Source organism: Pseudomonas nitroreducens, from assembly GCF_024170165.1.
In the GTDB taxonomy this organism is placed as follows: Bacteria; Pseudomonadota; Gammaproteobacteria; order Pseudomonadales; family Pseudomonadaceae; genus Pseudomonas; species Pseudomonas nitroreducens_C.
In genome coordinates this window covers 276,213-296,978 of record NZ_JALJXP010000005.1, presented here as the reverse complement: position 1 = coordinate 296,978, position 20,766 = coordinate 276,213, and the positions used below count along the sequence as shown (strand labels likewise).

At 67.4% G+C, this 20,766-nt stretch carries 21 protein-coding genes; 6 read left to right on the top strand and 15 right to left on the bottom strand.

The window, feature by feature from the left end:
* Positions 1–69: 69 nt before the first annotated feature.
* Complete coding sequence (locus J2T47_RS12670) at positions 70–1,578, bottom strand: CoA-acylating methylmalonate-semialdehyde dehydrogenase (protein ID WP_253447006.1); 1,509 nt, start codon at positions 1,576–1,578, stop codon at positions 70–72.
* A gap of 131 nt (positions 1,579–1,709) precedes the next feature.
* On the opposite strand from J2T47_RS12670, the gene J2T47_RS12665 reads away from it, so the two are divergent.
* On the top strand, positions 1,710–2,606 hold the full coding sequence (locus J2T47_RS12665) for a LysR family transcriptional regulator (RefSeq protein WP_253447003.1): 897 nt from the start codon (positions 1,710–1,712) through the stop codon (positions 2,604–2,606).
* Between the two features lie 95 nt (positions 2,607–2,701).
* A complete protein-coding gene (locus tag J2T47_RS12660; protein WP_253447000.1) occupies positions 2,702–3,142 on the top strand; it encodes a hypothetical protein in 441 nt (146 codons plus the stop codon).
* Between the two features lie 51 nt (positions 3,143–3,193).
* On the opposite strand, the gene J2T47_RS12655 is transcribed toward J2T47_RS12660, so the two are convergent.
* From J2T47_RS12655 to J2T47_RS12640, 4 genes are all read right to left on the bottom strand, one after another.
* Positions 3,194–3,895, bottom strand: coding sequence for a YebC/PmpR family DNA-binding transcriptional regulator (locus J2T47_RS12655; protein WP_192295751.1), 702 nt, complete (start codon positions 3,893–3,895; stop codon positions 3,194–3,196).
* Positions 3,896–3,970: 75 nt separating this feature from the next.
* Positions 3,971–4,390 carry a PaaI family thioesterase gene (locus J2T47_RS12650; protein WP_253446997.1) on the bottom strand — a complete coding sequence of 140 codons (420 nt, stop codon included), beginning with the start codon at positions 4,388–4,390 and terminating at the stop codon, positions 3,971–3,973.
* Entirely contained in the window at positions 4,387–5,187 is an 801-nt protein-coding gene (locus J2T47_RS12645; protein WP_253446994.1) for an RNA polymerase sigma factor, read from the bottom strand. The genes J2T47_RS12650 and J2T47_RS12645 overlap by 4 nt, the downstream gene beginning before the upstream one ends.
* A 202-nt stretch (positions 5,188–5,389) precedes the next feature.
* Positions 5,390–6,790 (bottom strand): PLP-dependent aminotransferase family protein, encoded by a 1,401-nt coding sequence (locus J2T47_RS12640; RefSeq protein ID WP_253446991.1) that lies wholly within the window; start codon positions 6,788–6,790, stop codon positions 5,390–5,392.
* Positions 6,791–6,976: 186 nt separating this feature from the next.
* On the opposite strand from J2T47_RS12640, the gene J2T47_RS12635 reads away from it, so the two are divergent.
* Together J2T47_RS12635 and J2T47_RS12630 are read left to right on the top strand one after the other, a co-directional pair.
* Positions 6,977–7,750 (top strand): class II aldolase/adducin family protein, encoded by a 774-nt coding sequence (locus J2T47_RS12635; protein ID WP_253446988.1) that lies wholly within the window; start codon positions 6,977–6,979, stop codon positions 7,748–7,750.
* Positions 7,751–7,832: 82 nt separating this feature from the next.
* A complete protein-coding gene (locus J2T47_RS12630; RefSeq protein ID WP_253446985.1) occupies positions 7,833–8,861 on the top strand; it encodes an ABC transporter substrate-binding protein in 1,029 nt (342 codons plus the stop codon).
* 180 nt (positions 8,862–9,041) lie between these two features.
* Here the strand turns inward: J2T47_RS12630 and J2T47_RS12625 are convergent, their stop codons facing one another.
* Positions 9,042–9,668, bottom strand: coding sequence for a class I SAM-dependent methyltransferase (locus J2T47_RS12625; protein WP_253446982.1), 627 nt, complete (start codon positions 9,666–9,668; stop codon positions 9,042–9,044).
* 367 nt (positions 9,669–10,035) lie between these two features.
* Between J2T47_RS12625 and J2T47_RS12620 the strand changes: the two genes are divergently transcribed.
* Both J2T47_RS12620 and J2T47_RS12615 read left to right on the top strand, forming a co-directional pair.
* Positions 10,036–10,743, top strand: coding sequence for a 2OG-Fe(II) oxygenase (locus J2T47_RS12620; RefSeq protein WP_253446979.1), 708 nt, complete (start codon positions 10,036–10,038; stop codon positions 10,741–10,743).
* A gap of 39 nt (positions 10,744–10,782) precedes the next feature.
* Complete coding sequence (locus tag J2T47_RS12615) at positions 10,783–11,136, top strand: SH3 domain-containing protein (protein ID WP_253446976.1); 354 nt, start codon at positions 10,783–10,785, stop codon at positions 11,134–11,136.
* Between the two features lie 27 nt (positions 11,137–11,163).
* Here J2T47_RS12615 and J2T47_RS12610 read toward each other — a convergent pair whose 3' ends face one another.
* The 9 genes from J2T47_RS12610 to dkgB all read right to left on the bottom strand — a co-directional run bounded on the left by J2T47_RS12610 (position 11,164) and on the right by dkgB (position 20,750).
* Positions 11,164–12,624: a mechanosensitive ion channel domain-containing protein gene (locus J2T47_RS12610; RefSeq protein ID WP_253446972.1), complete on the bottom strand. Its 1,461-nt coding sequence runs from the start codon at positions 12,622–12,624 to the stop codon at positions 11,164–11,166.
* Between the two features lie 60 nt (positions 12,625–12,684).
* Positions 12,685–13,302, bottom strand: coding sequence for a histidine phosphatase family protein (locus J2T47_RS12605; protein WP_253446969.1), 618 nt, complete (start codon positions 13,300–13,302; stop codon positions 12,685–12,687).
* Between the two features lie 136 nt (positions 13,303–13,438).
* The gene (locus J2T47_RS12600; protein WP_253446966.1) at positions 13,439–14,398 is read right to left on the bottom strand and encodes an HlyD family efflux transporter periplasmic adaptor subunit; all 960 of its coding nucleotides are present in this window, start codon (positions 14,396–14,398) and stop codon (positions 13,439–13,441) included.
* Positions 14,399–14,605 (bottom strand): DUF1656 domain-containing protein, encoded by a 207-nt coding sequence (locus J2T47_RS12595; protein ID WP_045207441.1) that lies wholly within the window; start codon positions 14,603–14,605, stop codon positions 14,399–14,401.
* Positions 14,595–16,760, bottom strand: a complete 2,166-nt coding sequence (locus J2T47_RS12590; RefSeq protein ID WP_253446963.1) for an FUSC family protein — start codon at positions 16,758–16,760, stop codon at positions 14,595–14,597. The genes J2T47_RS12595 and J2T47_RS12590 overlap by 11 nt, the downstream gene beginning before the upstream one ends.
* 101 nt (positions 16,761–16,861) lie before the next feature.
* A complete protein-coding gene (locus J2T47_RS12585) occupies positions 16,862–17,767 on the bottom strand; it encodes a LysR family transcriptional regulator (RefSeq protein WP_253446960.1) in 906 nt (301 codons plus the stop codon).
* A gap of 159 nt (positions 17,768–17,926) precedes the next feature.
* A complete protein-coding gene (locus J2T47_RS12580) occupies positions 17,927–18,709 on the bottom strand; it encodes an SDR family oxidoreductase (RefSeq protein ID WP_253446957.1) in 783 nt (260 codons plus the stop codon).
* A 168-nt stretch (positions 18,710–18,877) separates the two neighbouring features.
* The gene (locus J2T47_RS12575) at positions 18,878–19,888 is read right to left on the bottom strand and encodes a zinc-binding dehydrogenase (RefSeq protein WP_253446954.1); all 1,011 of its coding nucleotides are present in this window, start codon (positions 19,886–19,888) and stop codon (positions 18,878–18,880) included.
* Positions 19,889–19,946: 58 nt separating this feature from the next.
* Entirely contained in the window at positions 19,947–20,750 is an 804-nt protein-coding gene (gene dkgB / locus J2T47_RS12570) for a 2,5-didehydrogluconate reductase DkgB (protein WP_253446949.1), read from the bottom strand.
* Positions 20,751–20,766: the final 16 nt, after the last annotated feature.

Here is a 20,766-nt window from a genome sequence, read left to right as displayed (position 1 = left end):
TGCCGGGTCCGGACCGGCATCCTTGCTGAAGTCCGGATCGGCTCGGGGCGAGCGGGCGGGCAGGCTGATTTACTTGAGGTTGATGGTGGTGTTCACCGCGCCGCCGACCTCGTTCTCGTCGAACCAGCGTTCGGTGACGGTCTTGGTCTGGGTGTAGAACTGCACCACCTGCTTGCCGTACGGGCCCAGGTCGCCCAGCTTGGAGCCGCGCGAACCGGTGAAGGAGAACAGCGGCACCGGCACCGGGATCGGCACGTTGATGCCCACCTGGCCGACGTCGATTTCTTCCTTGAAGTGCCGTGCGGCAGCGCCGGAGCGGGTGAACAGCGCGGTGCCGTTGCCGTTGGGGTTGGCGTTGATCAGCTCGATGGCCTCGTCGAAGGTCTTCACCGACACCACGCAGAGCACCGGGCCGAAGATTTCCTCGCGGTAGATGGTCATCTGCGGGGTGACGCCGGAGAACAGGGTCGGGCCGACGAAATTGCCCTTGGCGTAGCCGGCCACCTGCGGGTTGCGGCCGTCCAGCTCCAGTTTGGCGCCTTCCTGGGTGCCGCGTTCGATCAGGCCGCTGACACGGTCCAGCGCCGCGCAGGAAACCAGCGGGCCGACATCGGTGTTGGCCTCGGTGCCGCCGCTGACCTTGAGGGTCTGCGCCTTGGCCACCAGGTCGGGAATCCACTCGTGGGCTTCGCCCACCAGGATCGCCACCGACAATGCCATGCAGCGTTGCCCGGCGGCGCCGAAGGCCGCACCGGCAATGGCGTTGAGGGTCTGCTCCTTGTTGGCGTCGGGCAGCACGATGGCGTGGTTCTTCGCGCCCATCATGCACTGCACGCGTTTGCCGGCCTGGGAGGCACGGTTGTAGACGTGGGTGCCGACACGGGTCGAGCCGACGAAGGAGACGGCCTTGATGTCCGGGTGGTCGCAGATGGCGTTGACCACGTCCGGGCCGCCATGGATGACGTTGAGCACGCCCGGCGGCACGCCGGCTTCATGGGCCAGTTCGACCAGGCGCATGGTCACCATCGGGTCCTGCTCGGAGGGCTTGAGGACAAAGGTGTTGCCGGTGGCGATGGCCATCGGGAACATCCACAGCGGGATCATCGCCGGGAAGTTGAAGGGGGTGATGCCGGCGCACACGCCGATGGGCTGCAGGATGGTGAAGGTATCCACGCCGCCGGCCACGTTGTTGGCCAGCTCGCCCAGCTGCAGGTTGCCGATGGCTGCGGCGTGCTCGACGACTTCCAGGCCGCGGAACACGTCGCCCTCGGCATCGGGCAGGGTCTTGCCCTGTTCGGCGGTGAGGATGGCCGCCAGTTCCTTCATGTTCTCGCGGATCAGCTGCTGGTACTTGAGGAAGATGCGCGCGCGGGCGCCGATGGGGGTCTTCTTCCAGGTCTTGAACGCGGCCTTGGCGCTGGCCACTGCGCGCTCGACTTCCTCGGGCGTGGCGAAGGGCACGCGGGCGAGGACTTCCTGGGTGGCGGGGTTGATCACGTCGCGCCATTCGGAGGTGGTGGACTCGACGGGCTTACCGTCGAGGAAGAGTTTGACGGTCGGGACGGCAGTAGCAGTCATCGGGATTCTCCCAGCCTGAAGGCTTTCTTGTTGTCTGGAACGATCCTAGCAGTGCATTTTTGATGTGCTCAATGAGGTGATGTGCAAGTATGCTCTGCATTTTTGCAGACATGGCCCGTGCAGAGGCAGAGATGGACTGGGACAACCTGCGGTTTTTCCTCGAGCTTTCCCGAGCCGGCAAGCTGACCGTCGCCGCCCGGCGCCTGGGCGTGGACCACACCACGGTCGCCCGGCGCCTGCAGGCGCTGGAGAAAAGCATCGGCGCCCAGCTGCTGGTGCGCGAGCCCGCCGGCTATCGGTTGACCGAGGCTGGCCACGGGCTGCTGCCCCAGGCCGAGGCCATGGAAAGCGCCTGCAAGGTCATCGAGAAACGCCTGGCCGGCGCCGAGGACAATCTTTCCGGCAAGGTGCGCATCGGCGCCACCGAGGGTTACGGCTCGACGCTGCTGACCTCGCAACTGGTGGAGCTGAACCAGCGCCACCCGCACCTGGGCGTAGACCTGCTGGCGGTACCGCGTGCGTTGCAGCTGTCGCGCCATGAGGCGGACATCGTCATCACCCTGGAACGCCCCGGCCGCGGCCCGTACCTGATTACCCGGCTGACCGACTACGTGCTGCGCCTCTACGCCTCGCAGGACTACCTCGCCGCACGCGGGCCGATCCGCAACCGCGACGACCTGCGCGAGCATGCGCTGGTCGGTTACGTCGACGACCTGCTCTACAGCAAGGAGCTGCAGTACCTCGACGAGATCGGCCGGCCGCTGCACATGGCGCTGCGCTGCACCAGCATCCTCGCCCAGCAGCGGGCGGTGGCGGAGGGCGCCGGGCTGGCGATCCTGCCGGCGTTTGCGGCAGCCGAAGACCCGTCGCTGCAACCCGTGCTAGGGGGAGAGATCGAATTCGTGCGGACCTTCTGGATGCTGATGCCTACCGAGCTCAAGGACATCGCGCGGATGCGCACCACCTGGGATTTCCTGCGCGAGAAGGCCGAAGGCAGCCAGGACGTCCTGATGGGCCGCGCACGCTGAGCGACGCGCTCCGGCGTGCCGATCGGCACAATGGGCGATTCATAGTGACAGGGACCTGCCAGGACAGTGCGGGAACCGTTTCAGGAGAAGGAAGCATGGCTGAAATCATTCCGCTGTCGGCGGAGCTGGAACAACAACTGGCAGACCTGCAACAGCAGGGCCTGGAGCTGCTTCAGCTGGCGCCCGAGTTGCCGCCCCGGGAGGTGGTCGCAGCGATCACCCAGTACGTGCGTGATGCCAAGGCGCAGCAGCGCGAGGTGGACGATGACGCGGTGTTCGCGCTCGGCGCGCTGCTGGGGCGGCAGTTCGTGCTGGGGCTGGGTTGGCACTGGGGCGACGTCACCTGGGACGAGGATCCCGATACGGCGGCCATCGGCGTGCTCAACCCGGATGATTCGCTGTTCAACAACCCCATCGGCTGGATCAGCCAGGCGCTGGCCAGCGAGGGTGGCGTGACCTTCATGCTGAGCTACAACATGATCCAGGCCAACGAGACTCCGGTGTTCGAGCCGGGGAGCGCGACCGGACTGTACTGACGCCTGCAGCAGGGAGATGGGCGTGCCCCATCTCCCTCGGGTGGCTTGCCGTTACGCCAGGCCGACGTAGAGGTTCTGCACGTCGTCGTTGCCGTCCAGGGCATCGAGGAAGGCTTCGACTTCTTCCAGTTCCGCGTCGGACAGGCTTACCGGATTCTTCGCCTTGTAGCCGAGCTTGGCCGAGGCGACGGTGAAGCCGTGCTCGGGCAAGGCGCGGCAGACGGCGTCGAGGTCGGTGGAGTCGGTGAGGAACAGGGTGTCACCGTCTTCCTCGCCCGGCTCGAAGTCCTGGGCGCCGGCTTCGATGGCGGCCAGTTCCGGATCAGCGTCAGCGCTGGCCGGGGTGGCCTCGACCAGACCCAGGTAATCGAAGTCCCAGGAGACCGAGCCGGAAGCGCCCAGCTGGCCCTTGCGGAACAGCACGCGGATTTCCGCGATGGTGCGGTTCACGTTGTCGGTCAGGCACTCGACGATCACCGGCACGCGGTGCGGGGCGAAGCCTTCGTAGACCACGCGCTCGAAGGTGGCGGCGCCGTCCAGCAGGCCGGCGCCTTTCTTGATGGCGCGCTCCAGGGTGTCGCGCGGCATGGAGGCCTTCTTGGCCTGCTCGACGACCAGGCGCAGCTTCGGGTTCATGTCGGGATCGGCGCCGTTGCGCGCGGCGATCATGATTTCCTTCGACAGTTTTCCGAAGATGCGGCCCTTGGCGTTGGCGGCGACTTCTTTATGTTTGGCTTTCCACTGGGCGCCCATAGTGATCTCTTGCTGGCGGTTGCTGATGGGCGGCAAGTCTAAGGCCTCGCGCGGCCGCTGGCGATATCCGCTGGATCAGTGCGGGACCGCGAACACCGCGCTGGCCTGCGCCACCACCTTGTCACCCACCGACAGCAGCGCATTGGCGAAGGCCATCTGCCGGCCGCGCCGGCAGTGCTGCAGGCGGATGCTCAGCCAGTCGCCGACCTGTGCCGTGGAGACATAGTCCAGGGTCAGGCTGGCGGTGACCAGGGGCTGCGGCGGTTGGCTGGAGAAAGCCATGGCGTAGCCCATGCCGATATCCGCCAGGGTGGCGAGGATGCCGCCGTGCACCCCGCCGCGGCTGTTGGTGTGGCGTTCGTCCAGCAGCAGCCCGAGCTCCAGTGATTCGCCTTCACCGCGCACCAGGAACGGACCGAGCAGGTCGAGCAGTGGGTTGCGCCGCTGCAGCGGCTGGAAACCCTCGGGGTAGCCCAGATCGGCGATGGCGTTCATTGCCAGCCTCCGGTGTGCTGCTGCAGCACGGCGCGAACGGTTTCGATGACCCGTTGCGGGACGCGGTAGTCCGGGTGGGCGCGGAACACCGCCGCGGCGTCGGCCAGGCGGGTGAGGGCAAGCAGCTCGCTTTCGGCCCTGCGGGTATCGCTGGCGCCGGCCGGCAGCGCGAGGGCCTGGCGCTCGCAGGAACAGGCGGCCTGCGCGTTGACCAGCCCGCAGTGCTGCTGCATGAACTCATCCAGCCGCTGGCGTGCACGCGACAGGCGCTTGCGGTAGGTCGCCGGTTCGATCTCCAGCACCGCCGCCGCCGTTTCGGAATCCAGCCCGAAGGCGATGTCCAGCACGTAGGCCAGGCGCTGCTCGCGCTCCAGGCACATCAGCATGCCCTGGGTGCAGGCCAGGGCGATGCGCTCGGCGGCGAGCTTGTCGGCCGGCTCCAGCGGGCGTTCGTTGGCGTCGGCCAGGCGCAGGCCGAGGTCGAGTTTCTCGGCCAGGGCCTCCAGCGACACGGTGGGCGTCTCGCGGACCCTGGTGCGCACAGTCAGCAGCGCGTTGCTGGCGATGCGAAAGGCCCAGGTGGAGAACTGGCTGTCGCCGCGGAAGCTGGCAAGGTGGGTGGTGATGCGCAGGAGGATTTCCTGGCTGGCGTCCTGGGCGTCTTCTCGGCGGCCGAGCATGCGCAGGGCGAGGTTGTAGACCGGCGCTTGCAGGGTCAGCAGCAAGGCGTCGAGGGCGGCGGGGTCGCCTTGCTGGGCACGTTGCAGTTGCTGCGGATCGATGGTGGGAAATTTCACGGTGTCCTCCTGACCTTCCGGACGAAATGCCGGCTGTTCTTCCTTGGACTCGGCGGCCGCGAGTTTTGTGACCGCGAGGCAGCCCGAAGCGGAGAAGGTGCCTGGAATTTCTGGTAGGAGCGAGCTTGCTCGCGAACGGACTCGCCGGCAGCCAAGGCGCCTGGGCGGTTCGCGAGCAATAACGATGGTGTCCCCCTCGCTCCTACAAGGGCGTCCCGCCTTGCGCTGAGAGGAAGGCGTAAAGCCGCTCGTCCAGCGAGTGCGCGACGTTGAAGCGCATCCACGGCACGCTGCGGCCGTCGGGCATGAACAGCTGGCCGGGGAATAGCAGGATCTTCGCCTCCTTGGCCCGGCTGGCGAGCAGGGTGGCGTCATCCACCGCGCGGTGCCGGGCCCAGAGGAACAGGCCGGCGCGGGGTTCGTGGAAGATTTCCAGGCCGGCGGCTTCCAGGCGCCGCGCCACGCTGTCGTGGGCTTCGCCGAGCTGGTCGCGCAGCTGGCGCACGTGCTTGCGGTGGCGGCCCTGCAGGAGGATGTCCAGGGCCAGGGTCTCGGTGAGTTCCGAGCTGGTCAGGCCGCTGACCATCTTCAGCGGCACCAGCTCCTCGATCAGCTCCGGGTGCGCGGCGATGAAGCCGGTGCGCAGCGCCGGGGCGATGACCTTGGACAGGCTGCCGATGTAGATCACCCGCGCCAGCTGGTCGAGGTTGGCCAGCAGCAATTGGCCGGCGGGGTCGAGCTCGGCGTAGATGTCGTTCTCGACGATCAGGAAGTCGTACTTCTCCGCCAGTTGCAGCAGGCGGTGCGCGGCGGCCAGCGACAGGCTGCCGCCCGTGGGGCTCTGCAGGCGCGCCTGGGTGAAGTAGACCTTGGGGCGGTGCTCGCGGGCCAGTTGCTCCAGGCGGTCGAGGTCCAGCCCGTCGGCGCTGCGCGGCACGCCCAGCAGCTGCGCGCCCTGCAGCCGCAGGTTGAGGAACAGGTTGTGGTAGCCGGGCTCGTCGACCAGCACCGGATCGCCGCGCTGTACCAGGTAGCGCACGGTCAGGTCCAGCGCCTGACTGGCGCCGGCGGTCAGCAGGATCTGCTCCGGACTGGCGGCCACGCCCGCATCGCCCAGGCGGTCGGCGAGCTTGCCGCGCAGCTTGGGGTTGCCCTTGCTGTGGCCGTAGTTGCCGAACTGGGTCGGCTCTTCCCGCGCCAGGCTGCGCAGGCCGCGCAGCAGGCCTTCACCGTCGAGCCAGTGTTCGGGCAGCAGGCCGACGCCGGGGCGTAGCTCCATGCCCAGCGGCTGGAACACCTTGTGCAGCAGCAGGTGGGCATCGAAGTCGAATTCGGTGGGCGCCTCGTCGCTGGCGCTGTCCTCGACTGCCGGACCGCGCACGTAGAAACCGGCATTGGGCACTGCATTCAGGCAGCCGCGCGCCACCAGCCGGTCGTAGGCCTCGACCACGGTGAAGTGGCTGACGCCGTTGGCCTGGGCGAACTTGCGGATCGAGGGCAGCTTGGCGCCGGGGCGCAGGCGCTGCTCGTCGATGGCCTGGGCGATGCCGTCGACGATCTGGGTGACCAGGGGAATGTCCGAGGTGGGGTCGAGCAACAGCATCCGAAGGTCCGATTCTGATGGGGAAGGATCTGTACAGGTCGCCGGACCATAACAGCACTGCAAATTCCGTGAGGTCCCTGTGCATGGTGCGGGTCGGGCGCGCCCAGCACACTCGGCCCCAGACGGCGGCAATCCGCCGCATGGCCTGATACAAGAACCCCCGAATAAGAACAGGGAATGCCCGTCATGCGTGACACAGCTTACAACATCGATCCGTCGAGCATTTCGGCCGAAGAGTGGCAGGCGCGCTGCGACCTCGCCGCGCTGTACCGGCTGATCGCCCACTTCCGCTGGACCGACCACATCGACACCCACATCTCCGCGCGGGTGCCGGGCGAGCCGGGGCACTACCTGATCAACCGCTACGGCGTGCTGTTCCATGAAATGCGCGCCTCCGACCTGGTGAAGGTCGACCACGCGGGCGACGTCATCGACCCGCGCTTCGGCCCGAAAAGCGTCAACCGCGCCGGCTTCAACATCCATTCCGCGGTGCACGCGGCCCGCGAGGACGTGGCCTGTGTGATCCACACCCACACCGCCGCCGGCATCGCGGTGTCTGCCCAGGAAGACGGCCTGCTGCCGATCAGCCAGCACGCGCTGAAGTTCTACAACCGCCTGGGTTACCACAACTACGAAGGCATCTCCCTGGATCCGGAAGAGCGTGAGCGCCTGGTCAACGACCTGGGCAGCCACATGGTGATGATCCTGCGCAACCACGGCCTGCTGGCCACCGGGCGCTGCATCGCCGAAGCCTTCAACCAGATCTACTTCCTCGAACGCGCCTGCCAGGCGCAGGTCCAGGCCCTGGCCGGCGGCCGCCAGCTGCGCTACCCGCCGCACGCCGTGTGCGAGCGCGTCGCCGTGCAGGAAGAGGAAGCGCTGGTCGACGGCCTGCACCTGCTGGCCTGGGAGTCGGCGCTGCGCCTGATCGAAGACGGTGAGGCCGTCTACCGTACCTGAGCCTGTTATCGTGCCCCGGTCCGCAGAGACCGGGCGCCTGCGTGCTTGAACCATCTGCCAACAACAAAGCCAAGAGGTGGAAATGAAAAACCCGATTCTGGGAGCCCTGCTCATGGGCGTGGCGTCCGGCGCCATGGCTGCTGACCTGACCGTGATCTCCTTCGGCGGCATCAGCAAGGACGTACAGACCGAAGCCTTCTACAAACCCTTCGAGAAGAAGGAAGGCATGAAGGTGATCGCCGGCGAGTACAACGGCGAAATGGGTAAGATCAAGGCCATGGTCGACACCGGTGGCGTCAACTGGGACGTCGTCCAGGTGGAAGGCCCGGAGCTGCTGCGCGGCTGCGAAGAAGGTCTGTTCGAACATCTGGACCCGTCGATCCTCGGCAAGGCCGAAGACTACGTGCCCGGCACCATTTCCGACTGCGGCGCCGGCCTGCTGGTCTGGTCGATGGCCATGGTCTACGACGGCAAACGCCTCGCCAATGGCCCGACCGGCTGGGCGGATTTCTGGGACACCAAGAAATTCCCCGGCAAGCGCTCCCTGCGCAAGGGCGCCAAGTACACCCTGGAGATCGCTCTGCTCGCCGATGGCGTGAAGAGGGAAGACCTGTACAAGGTGCTGGCCACCAAGGAAGGCGTGGATCGCGCGTTCAGGAAGCTCGATGAGATCAAACCGTCGATCCAGTGGTGGGAGTCCGGCGCGCAGCCGATGCAGTTCCTCGCCAGCGGCGACGTGGTCATGAGCACCGCCTACAACGGCCGCGCCTTCGCTGCACAGGAAGAGGGCGTGCCGATGAAGGTGGTATGGAACGGCAGCCTGTACGCCATCGACTCCTGGGCGATCCCCAAGGGCAGCCCGAACAAGAAGGCCGCCGAGGACTTCATCGCCTTCTCGCTGTCGCCCGAACAGCAGAAGATCCACACCGTGAAGCTGGGCTACGGTTCGGTGAACCTGGGGACCAACAAGCTGATCGATCCCAAGCTGATCGAGCGCCTGAACACGGCGCCGGCGAACCTCGAACAGGCCGTGCCGGTGAACTTCGAGTTCTGGGTCGACCACGGCGAGGACCTGGAACAGCGCTTCAACGCCTGGGCGGCGAAGGGCTGATCGGCGGTTTGACGCGGGTGGCAACACCCGCGTGATCGAATCGCTGGTGCGGTTCGCCCCTGCCAGGAATCGTGTTCCCCGGCAGGGGCGGGCCCTGCCTGCGATCGCGCCCATCGGGCGCTCCTGCAGGTTTGCTCCGGCGCTTTCCGTGGCGTAGCGGTTTCCCGCGTCCGAGTCAGTTCAGACCTTGCGCCACACGCTTGCCAGCCAGGGCTGCTGCTCCCGCGGCAGTCCGGCCGGGCGATAGTAGTGCTCCAGTTCGCGGAACCCGGCGTCCTCCAGCAGGCGCGTCCAGTTCTGCAGATCGTGGTAGGAGCCATAGCGCCCACCATTCCAGCCTTCCTGATTCTCCCCACGCGGATTGGAGCTGAACAGCACGCCACCCGGCTTCAGCGCCCCATGCAGCTGGCGCAACACGCGCGGCAGCTCGCTGCGCGGTACGTGGAACAGGCTGGCATTGGCATAGATGCCGTCGAAGCGCTCGGCGGGCAGGTCGAGAGCGAGGAAGTCCTGCTGCCAGACCTCGCAGCCGCTGGCCTCGCGGGCCATGACGACGAAGTCGGCGCAGCCGTCCAGGCCGACCGGTGCATGCCCCATGCCTTTCAGAGCACACAGGTCGCGCCCTGGGCCGCAACCGAAATCGAGCAGCACGAAAGGTGCTTCGCCCTGGATATGTCGCAGCAGCGCGGCAATGTTCTGGGTGACGTCGTGGTCCCAGGTTCCCTCGCGGAAAGACTGGGCGCTGTTCTGGTAGTGCTGCAGGGTGACGCGGGAAATGTCGCGCAGGATCGGATCTTCGGTGCTCATGGCGGTAGTCGGTCCGGGGTGGATGTCTGTGATTCTACAATGACAACTGACCGATGGGCCCATTGGTCGGCCACCGCAGGGCGACTAACCTGGAAGGGCTGTCCGCCATGGCGGCGGATAACGCCATAGGCGTTATTCGCCCTACAGGGCCGGCCGCTGACCTGATTTCCTGGTACCCGTAGGGCGAATAACCCGGAACGGGTTATCCGCCGATGCCACCGCGGCGGATACCAACACTGTAGGAGCGGGCCATGCCCGCGATCGCGCCCATGGGGCGCTCCTACAGGGAAGTTTGAAAGTCAGTGCCGGGGCGCGCTGCGGGAAGGGGCGGTCCTAGACTGAGGCATTGCCATCACGGATCGCCAAGATGCCCCTCTCCCGAACCCTGTCCGGCCTGGACTGGCCTGCACTCACCCGGCAACTCGACGCCGACGGCCACGCGCTGATCCCCGGCCTGCTGGACAGGACGCAGTGCGAGACGCTCCGCGCGCTCTACGACCAGGAAGCGCCGTTTCGCAGCCGCGTGGTCATGGCCCGGCACAACTTCGGCCTCGGCGAATACCGCTACTTCGCCTATCCCTTGCCGGCGTTGCTGCAGGAGCTGCGCGAGGCCTTCTATCCGCCGCTGTGTACCATCGCCAATACCTGGCAGGAGCGCATGGGCACCGGCATCCAGTACCCGCCGGAGCATGCCGTCTTCCTCGCCCAGTGCGCCGCCGCCGGCCAGCGCCGGCCGACACCCTTGCTGTTGCGCTACCGCGCCGGTGACTACAACTGCCTGCACCAGGATATCTACGGGGAGCTGGCCTTCCCGCTGCAGGTGGCGATCCTGCTGTCGCGGCCGGGCGAGGAGTTCGAAGGCGGCGAGTTCGTTCTCACCGAGCAGCGCCCGCGAATGCAGTCGCGGGCGGCCGTGGTGCCGTTGCGGCAGGGCGATGCGGTGGTGTTTGCCGTGGCTCAGCGCCCGGTACGCGGCGCGCGCGGGTATCACCGGGTCAACCTGCGCCATGCTGTCAGTCGCCTGCATACCGGTGAGCGCTTCACCCTCGGGGTGATCTTCCATGATGCGCTGTGAGGAGTAGCATGGATCGGTCCAGGGTACCGGGAGATCGACATGCACTACGAAGTGATCCAGCGTCACCGCAGCGAGTACCCCGCGCCCATCACCTTCACCAAGGGCGCGCCGCTGTTCGTCGGTGAGCGTTACGAAGGCGCCGAGGGCTGGGAAGACTGGTACTTCTGCTCGACGCCCGGCCAGCGTCAAGGCTGGGTGCCGGGGCAGGTGTTCAATCTGACCGCGCCGGGGGCCGGGGTGGCGATGGAGGACTACACCGCCCGCGAGCTGGACGTGGAAGTCGGCGAGCGGCTCGAAGGCGGGCGAGAGCTGGGCGGCTGGCTCTGGTGCGTGCGCTCCGGTGGCGATGCCGGCTGGGTGCCGCTGGACTGCCTGCAGGAAGTCAGCGCCTGATCCAGCAACGCCTGATCTGCAATGGAGTCAGGCCTTGTAGCGGCGTCCGGCGTGCTGTTTGAGCCAGGCCATCAGTCCGCGCTGCTGCACCACCGCGGGCTGTTCCACCAATAGCGCGGCGCTGGCCTTCTGGCGGAAGTCCAGCAGACGGCCCATGGCCTCGGCGATCTCCTGACGCGCCTCCATGCAGGGGGCGAGGGTCTCCTTGTCGATGTAGTAGGCGGCGCCGTCGCTGATGGCGGTGAACTGCGCCTGCCAGGCTGAACCGGTCAGCACGCCGGCCTCACCGAACACCTCGCCCGGCCCCATGCGGCCGGCCTCGATGGTCTGGCTGTCGTGGGGCAGGGTGACGCTGACCACGCCGGAGTCGATGATCAGCAGGCGGTCGCTGATGTCCCCCGGCGCCAGCAGCACTTCGCCGCGCTTGAAGGGCCGGCGCTGCATGCGCTTCGCCAGCTCCTCGCGCTCCTCGTCGCGCAGCGCGTCGAACAGGCCCGAGCGCACCAGCAGCGCCCGTGCCCGCGAGGCGCTCTCGCGCATCGGCGCGTCGGCCTCGGCCAGCAGGTTGATGCCGGCGGCCTGCAGGTGGCGATAGGCGAGGTCGAACAGCTGGTTGCGCACCTCGCGTTTCTCGCCCATGGCGGCGACGAAGCCACTCATTTCGTATTCCACCCCGTCCGGCGCGGACTTGCGCACGCTCACCGCGGGGGCCGGACTGGCCAGCAGGGCGCGGCAGCCGCCCAGGGCATGTTCCAGGGCCTCGATCACCTTGCGTGGTCGGATGTGCGGGCTCACCGTCAGGCTCACGCTGACCCCATAGAGGTTCGCCGGGCGGCTCAGGTTGAGCACCTTGGCCTTGGCCGCAAGGGAGTTGGGCACCACGGCCAGCGTGCCCTGGGAAGTCTGCAGGTAGGTGGAGCGCCAGTCGATCTCGGTGACCTTGCCCTCGATGCCGTCGATGGAAATCCAGTCGTCCAGCTGGTAGGGCTTGGTGGTGTTCAGCACGATGCCGGAGAACACGTCGCTCAGCGTGCTCTGCAGTGCCAGGCCGAGGACGATGGCCACCACCCCGGAAGTGGCCAGCAGGCCCTTTACCGGCAGCTCCAGCACGTAGCCGGCAGCGGCGATGATGGCGACCAGGAAGATCAGCGCGCCAACCACGTCCTGCAGCAGCCGCCCGCCGTGGCCGATGCGTTGCACCAGCAGGAAGCCCAGCACCACAGTCAGGCAGCGAGCGGCGAACAGCCACCAGACTATCTGCACGGCGGTGGCGACCATGTGACTGGGCAGGTCCTCCGTCCAGGGTGCGGCCTGCAGCGGGTTCATGCCGGCGTTGAACAGCAGCAGGCTGAACAGCAGGAAGCCGAGCAGGCGTACGGCCAGCCGCCAGTGCGGATGAGCCGGGCCGACCAGCCGCCAGAGCAGCAGGTCGATCAGCAGCAGAATGGGGGCGGCGAACAGCGGGTGACTGGTGAGCAGGGTGGGCATCGAGCCTCTCCTTGGAACGATCGCAAGAAGATGGCACAGAAAGCGCTTTCTGGCAGCGGCTCAGTGGGGCTTGTGCGGGTCCACCAGCGCCAGCCACTCATCGGTCTCGACTTCGCCGGCAATGCGCAGCTTCGGTTCGTTCTCGTCGAACAGCACCAGGGCGCTGCCGTACTCGGGTGTGTCGGATTCGCGCACCTTGAGATTCTCCCGCAGCAGGTCGAAGCACTCGCTGTGGGTGACCAGCACGAGGTTGCGGTGTACCGCCTTGTGTTCACGGATCTGCTCGGCGAGGTCGCCATCCTTGCAGGTGAGCAGCCAGTCCTGGCGCGCCACGCTGCGGTCGAACATCAGGTCGGCAGTCTGCATGGTGCGGTTGGCCGGGCTGCTGTAGATGTCGGTGGTGGTCAGGCCGAGTCGGGAGATGCTCTCGCCCATGCTCCTGGCCAGGGCAGCGGCGCGGGCGGTGATGCCGTCGGCGGCGCCCAGGCACTCGGCGGAGGAGCGATCGCAGCGCTCCATGTGGCGCACCAGCAGGACGACCCCGCCGCGGGCCCAGTTCTGTGCGAACAGGCTGCTGCTCGGCACGTCTTCCAGAGGCGAAGGCAACGCACGCCAGGCCACCAGGGCGAGGGTGGTGCAGGTCAGCAGGGAAGCGGCCAGAAGGCGAAAGCGGGGCAAGGGGCATCCTCATGCGCGGGCGTCCGCGCGGAATGCGGGAAGCTGGGGGCATGCTGCACCCGGCGGGTGACAATCACGCGATGGGTTGATGACGGGGCGATGATGAAAGTTCCGCCTGCCCATCGGAATATCGGTTTTATCGAGAGCCTTCGACCACGCTGACGGTCGCGGTGGTGCCTGCTCGCAGGCGTTCGCGGCCCTTGTAGTCGGGGTCGATGCTGAGGCGCACGGGGATGCGCTGGGCGAGCTTCACCCAGGTGTAGCTCGGGTTGATGTTGGCCAACAGGCGCGCGCCGGCGACGTTCTCGCGGTCGGTGATGGCGAAGGCGATGCTCTCGACGCGGCCGTCGAAGCGCTCGCCGCTCATCAGCTGCACGTCCACCGGATCACCCTCACGGATGCGCGGCAGCTTGGTCTCCTCGAAGTAGCCACCGACATAGAAGGAGTCGCTGTCCACCAGCGCCACCAGCGAATGGCCGGCGGTGGCGTAATCTCCGGCGCGGGTCAGCAGGTTGGTGACGTAGCCGTTCACCGGTGCCACCACCTGGGTGCGCTCCAGGTCCAGGCGGGCCTGTTGCTGTGCGGCTTCGGAGAGGGCCACACTGGCTTGAGCCAGGCCCAGGTTGGCCTGTTCGCGCAGCAACTGCGCCTCGGCCACGGTGACATCGGTCTGGGCCTTCTCCCACTCTTCGTTGGAGATCGCCGAGCGAGCCTTCAGCGCCCGGCGGCGGACTTCCTCGCTACGGCGCTGCTGCAACAGCGCCTGGTTGGCGGCGATCGCCGCCTGGGACTGGCCGAGCGCGGCGCGGGCGACTTCCACAGCGCGGTCGGCATGCAGCACCGCCAGCTCGTAGCGCGCCGGGTCGATGGTCAGCAGCAGCTCGCCCTTGCTGACGTGCTGGTTGTCCTTCACCCGCAGTTCGACGATGCGCCCGGTGACGTCCGCCGAGAGCGTCACCACGTCGGCGCGCACGCGGGCGTCGCGGGTCCAGGGCGCCCGGGTGTAGTAGGTCCAGGCGAAGTAGCCGAGGATCAGGGCGAGCGCGACCACGGCCAGGGTGAGCAGTGGCGGCAGGGCTTTGCGCAGGCTGGCCATTCAGTGCAGCGCTCCCATGAGCAGGATCAGGCCCGCGCAGATGCAGGCATAGAGCGCGCCTTCGAACAGCGCCTCGTGCCAGACCAGGCGCAGGACTCCGAGGCGACGCAGGCTCCAGTCCAGCAGCAGGAAGATGGGCAGGGCCAGCAGCAGGGCCTGGGCCAGCGGTGGCAGGTAGACCCCGCCCAGTTCGATATCAACGGGCATGCAGCGCGGCTTCCCCGTGGTCGTCGTGGAGGTCGGCGGATTCCCCGTAGAGGTCGCGGAAACGTTCCAGCAGGTCGGCGGCCACCAGCAGCGCAACGCCGCTGACGAATACCGGGCGCATGGCGTCGCCGCTGGGGTGGCTGCCTTGGCTCTGCAGCTCATCCAGCTCGTTGCCCAGCTCGCGCATGGCGGGCAGCACCCGGTGCAGCGGCGCGGCAGGCGGCTGGTCGAGGCAGGCGGCGAGTTCATCCAGCAGCAGTGACAGACGCTCGCGCAGGGCTTGCGGCAGGCCGTTGGCGTTCAGGCTCTCACGGCGCAACTGGTGCAGCACCACGCCCAGGGTCATGCTCGCCAGACTGCACTGGAAGCGCTCGCCGGACTGGCTGTCGCGCGCTGCCGGCAGCAACCCGAGCATGATCGCCAGGCGATCCAGCATGCGGCTCTCGAACAGGAAGCGGCGTGCCTCGCTGGGCTTGGACAGCAGCACCGCGCGCACTTCGGCGCGGGTGCGGCGCGACTGGCGGCGCAGGCGTGCATCGGCGTCGAAGGGGAAGACCCAGGCGTACACCAGCAAGGCCAGCACCCCGGCGCTGACGTAACCGCCAGCGAACTCGAACCATTGCAACGAGGTGTTGATCCAGGCGCCCTGGTTCTGCGGTCCGACCAGGAGGAAGGTGGACAGTCCCAGGCCGATGCCAATTCCGGCGGTCTGCGGGTTGGCCAGCCCCACTGCGATCACGTACAGCAGCGGTGTAAGGAACAGCGCGAGCATTTCGAAGTCGCCCACACTGGGCAGCAGCAGGAACTGCAGCAGCGCCGCCGCTACCAGAGCCATGGCCAGGCCGCGCATGTAGGCCAGGCTCGCCATCAGTGGGCGCGGGAAGGTGGCGAGCAGGGAGCAGAGGATGCCGACCAGGATCATCCCGGCACGGGCGCCGTCCCAGGCGGTCTCGATCCAGATCCAGCCGGCGCAGCACAGCGCGAGGAAAGCGCGGGTGGCGTTCATCGCGGCGAGGTGGAAGTCCAGATGCAACGCGTGGGCCTGGCTCTGCGGGTAGGAGCTGCTGCCGGGGCGGCCTTCCTGGATCGCTTCGCTCAGCTCGATCATCTCGTCCAGTTGCTGCATCAGCCGCGCCTGCTCGAAGCGCAGCGCCCAGGCCAGTGAGCGCAGTGAGGTGGGCAGTCCGTCCGCCAGCTCCTCGGCCTGCCTGGCGGCGGCGTCGAAGCGCTGGCGCAGCTGGGTAATACGCTTGCGGGTAGCGCTGGGCAGGTCGCGGCCGAACTCGGCCAGCTCGGCGAGGCAGGCCAGTTCGTCCTCGCGCAGGCGCCGCACCGATTCGGGCAATGGGCCGCTCAGGCGTGCCTCGATGAGCTTGCGCTGGCGCCGCAGGATCGCCAGTCGCGAGGTCATCAGTACCAGCTGGTTGGCCAGTTGCTGCACCAGTTCATCGGCGCCGCGCAGGCGAGGAGCGTCGAAATACAGGTGGCGGCGCAACATTTCCAGGGCGGCGATCTCGCCCAGCAGTTGTTTCTGCCGTTGCTGGAAGTCCTCCTCCAGCTCCTCGCCACGGATCACCGCGGCGGCGTGCACGGCAATCAGGCGGATCAGCTGGTCGACCTTGGCGAAATAGCCGCGCGCCACACTCTGCGGGCGGGCGAAGAACAGGCTGACCAGGGTCACGCAGGCGACGCCCAGCAGGGTTTCGGTGACGCGGGTGATGGCCAGGGTGTAGGTGGACTCGGGCGCCGGCTGGGCCAGCAACGCGACTATCACCGCGGTGAAGCCGCTGAGGACGAAGGCGTGGGAATAGGTGAAGCGCATCAGGGTGCCGCCGGCCGTGCACAGCGCCAGCCACAGCGCCAGGGTGACGATGAAGGGCAGCGGCGCCTGGGGAAACAGCGCCATGATCGCCACGGCGACCATGGCGCCGATGGTGGTACCGATGACCTGGGCGAAGCTTTTCTGCAGGGTCATGCCGGCCAGCGGGGTGCTGATGATCACCACCGTCATGGTCGCCCACTTGGGCTGGTCGAGGTCGAGCAGGAACGCCAGGTACAAGGTCAGCAGCCCGGCGAGCACAGTGCGCAGGGCGAACAGCAGGGTATCGCGGCCAGGATGGATGATGGCGCGCAGGTACAGCAGCATGGGTGACATGCCAGGCCCTCGATCTCGGCGGGAAGACGCCCCCGGCGTTGGAGCGTCGCGAACCCTGTTGAGTGTGGTCGAGGTTTTCCGGCTGTGGGAAATTTCTTGGCTTAGCCGGTGGCGTGCAGCGACTGCGCCAGGCGCTCCTGGATGAAGTCGAGGAAGCACTGGATACGCAGCGCCAGCTGCGAATTGCGGTAGTACACCGCGTGGATCGGCTGGCGGCGTTCGCTGGTCATCTCCGGCAGCACGCGCACCAGTCGCCCGGCGCGGATGTCATCGCAGGTCATGAAGCTGGCGAGGCAGGCGATGCCCTGGCCACCGATGGCCAGCTGGCGCAGGGTCTCGCCGCTGGAAGCGGACAGCGACGGATCGACTGTGAGGGTGTCGCCGCCGGCGTGGCGGATCGGCCAGACGTTCAGCGCCTCGGGCTGGGTGAAGCCCAGCAGCGAGTGGCCGAGTAGTTCCTCCAGGCTGGTCGGAGTGCCGTGGCGTTCCAGGTAGTCCGGTGCGGCGAGCAGGTTCAGGCGGCTGCTGCCCAGCGGACGGGCGTGCAGGCTGGAGTCGGCGAGGTGACCGATGCGGATGGCGATGTCGGTGCTCTGTTCCAGCAGGTCGATGTTGAGGTCGTTGGTGTTGAGCTGCAGCTCGATATCCGGGTAGCGCTCGCGGAAGGCGCCGATGTGCGGGACCACGGCGTGCAGCATGAAGGGCGACGCCGCGTTGATCCGCAGGCGCCCGGCCGGGGATTGCTGGCGCAGGGCCAGGCGTTCTTCCAGGGCGTCCATCTGCTCGAGGATAGGGCGGGCGTTCTCCAGAAAGAACTCGCCTTCCTCGGTCAGCTTCATGCGCCGGGTGGTGCGGTTGAGCAGGGTGGTGCCGAGCTTTTCCTCCAGCTTCGACAACGCCCGGCTCACGGCCGAGGGCGTCAGCCCCAGCTGTTCGGCGGCGGCGGTGATGGAGCCGCAGTCGATCACCGTGGCGAAGGTCTTGAGTTCGTCGGAGTGGGCTTTCATCGATGGGCCTGTTGGGGAGCGGCGGGGGGATTGTAGATCCAGGGGCGGTGATTGTAGGAGCGAGCTTGCTCGCGAACCGCATCGCAGCGGGGGCGGGTTCGCGAGCAAGAACTAGGCGTCCCCCTCGGTCCTACGAAAAGCGTTCAGATCACGGACGTATCAGTAGGTGCCCGGGTAAGCCCCGCCATCGAGCAGCAGGTTCTGCCCGGTCAGGTAGCCGGCGTGGGTGCTGCACAGGAAGGCACAGAAGGCACCGAATTCCTCGGCGCTGCCGAAACGCCCGGCGGGGATTTCCTGCTTGCCGGCCTCCACCAGTTCGCCTTCATCGCGGCCACTGAGGGTCGCCGCACGGTGGTAGCCGCTGCGCAGGCGGTCGGTATCGAACGAGCCGGGCAGCAGGCCGTTGATGGTGACGTTACGGCCAGCCACTTGCGGCTGGCGGGCAACGCCGGCGACGAAACCGGTCAGGCCGCTGCGCGCGCCGTTGGACAGGCCGAGGGTGGCGATGGGCGCTTTCACCGAGCCGGAGGTGATGTTGACGATGCGCCCGAAGCCGCGCTCGGCCATGCCGTCGAGGGTGGCCTTGATCAGCTCGATGGGCGTGAGCATGTTCAACTCCAGGGCGCGCAGCCAGTCCTCGCGCTCCCAGTCGCGGAAGTCGCCGGGCGGCGGGCCGCCGGCGTTGTTGACCAGGATGTCCACCTGCGGGCAGGCGGCGATCAGCGCGGCGCGCACGTCAGGCTGGCTGATGTCGCCGGCGACTTCGCGCACTTCCACGCCCAGCTGGCGCAGTTCGGCAGCGGTGGCGGCGAGGGTGTCGACGTCGCGGGCATTGATCGCCAGGTTCACGCCCTCGCGGGCCAGCGCCAGGGCGCAGCCCTTGCCCAGCCCCTTGCTGGCGGCGCAGACCACGGCCCAGCGGCCCTTGATGCCCAGATCCATGATGTTCTCCTGTTCGATGAGAGTGTTTGGCGGAACTGTCCGGGGAGCGCCTTTGTAGGATGGGTGGAGCGCAGCGATACCCATGCTGCAGGCGCATGGTATCGATGGGTATCGCTGCGCTCCACGCCATCCTACGAATTGTTCATCCTGCGAAATCGGTGTTGCCGATCAGGCGATGACCATCGGCGCCGGCAGGCGACTGATCCATTTACCGCTGCCTGCGCCGGACTTCAAGCGGCGCAGCGCTTCGGGCAGCTCGGCGAAGTCGAAAAACTGCTTCACCGGCGCCTGCAGCTGGCCATGGGCGACGCCCAGCATCAGGTGCTCTGCGCCGGCGTGCAGCTCCTGCCAGTCGAGGGTTTCGCCGTGGGCGTGGATGCTGTTGAGCGCCACTTCGTGCAGCGAGAGGGCAGTGCTGAAGGCCGGCAGCGGGGCGCTTTCCTGACGGTCCTGGATGCACACCAGGTGGCCGTTGTAGCCCAGCAGCGGAGCGAGGCTGGCGGCATGGTTGCCGCTGACGGTATCGAAGATGCCGTGCAGGCGGCGCGGGCCAAGGGCGGCGAGCAGTTGCTGGATCCATTGGCCGTCGCGGTAATCGAAGACCCCGGCGACACCCAGTTGCAGCAGGTGCTCACGGTGTTTCGCCGATGCCGTGACCCAGACGCGCAGGCCACGTTGCAGCGCAAGTTGTGCCAGCAGATAGCCGACCGCGCCGCCGGCGCCGGTCACCAGCACGTCGCGGTTACTGCAGGCCGGCAGTTTATCCAGTGCCTGCCAGGCGGTGAGGCCGGGGCAGGGCAGGCTGGCGGCGGTGGCGTCGTCCAGGGCCTCCGGCACCGGGTAGACGGCGCGGGCGCGCAGCAGGGTGACTTCGGCGAAGCTGCCACCGCGGGTCAGCGCCTGGTGATAGGCCACGCGGGCCCCGGCGCGCAGGTTCACCTCGCTGCCCACCGCAATGACGATGCCGACGCCATCCACGCCGGGCACCTGGCCTTGCTGCCAGTCGTCACGGCCCCAGTCGATCATCTTCCAGTCCACCGGGTTCAGCGCGATGGCGGTGTTGGCCACCAGTACTTCGTCCGGGCCCGGCATGGGGACTGGCAGACGCTTGAGGCTCAGGCCGTCGAGGCCGGCGCCGGGTGTCCAGGTCCAGGCTGCATAGTCGTTTGCTGCGCTCATCCGTACTCCTAGGCAATGGCAGAGCCGCCCCGAGGGGCGGCTGTCGATCAAGGGTGGGTCAGTCCCAGTCCGGGGCCAGGCTTTCCGGGCTGGTGATGCGCTCGTTGCGCTCCAGCGCGGCGATGGCGGCCATGTCGGCGTCGGTCAGACGCAGGTCGACGGCGCGCAGGTTGCCTTCGAGGTTCTCGCGTTTGGTCGACGACGGGATCACCGAGTAGCCCAGTTGCATGGCCCAGGCCAGGGTGACCTGCGCCGGCGTGACGCCGTGGCGCCTGGCGATCTGGATGATGGTTTCGTCGCCGAGCACCTTGCCGTAGCCCAGGGTCATGTACGAGGTGATGTGGATGCCCTGGCTCCTGGCGAAATCGACGACCTTGCGGTTCTGCAGGTAGGGGTGCAGTTCCACCTGGTTGGTGGCGATCTGGCCGGCGCCCACGGCGGCGATGGCTTCCTGCATCAGCGCGATGGTGAAGTTGGAGACGCCGATCTCGCTCGTCAGGCCCTGGGCCTTGGCTTCGGCCAGGGCGCCCATGAACTCGGCGACCGGCACTTCGCCCTTGGGCGACGGCCAGTGGATCAGGGTCAGTTCGACGCGGTCGGTACGCAACTTGTGCAGGCTGTCCTTGAGGCTGGGGATCAGCTTGTCGGCCGCGTAGTTCTCGGTCCAGATCTTGGTGGTCAGGTACAGCTCGTCACGCTTGATCTTGCTGCCGGCGATGGCTTCGCCGACGTCGGCTTCGTTGCCGTAGATCTGCGCGGTGTCGATGGCGCGATAGCCCAGGTCCAGCGCGGTGTGGATGGAGTCGATGACGGTCTGGCCCTTGAGGCGGAAAGTGCCGAGGCCGAATGCGGGAACGCTCATGGGAAGTCTCCTAGGT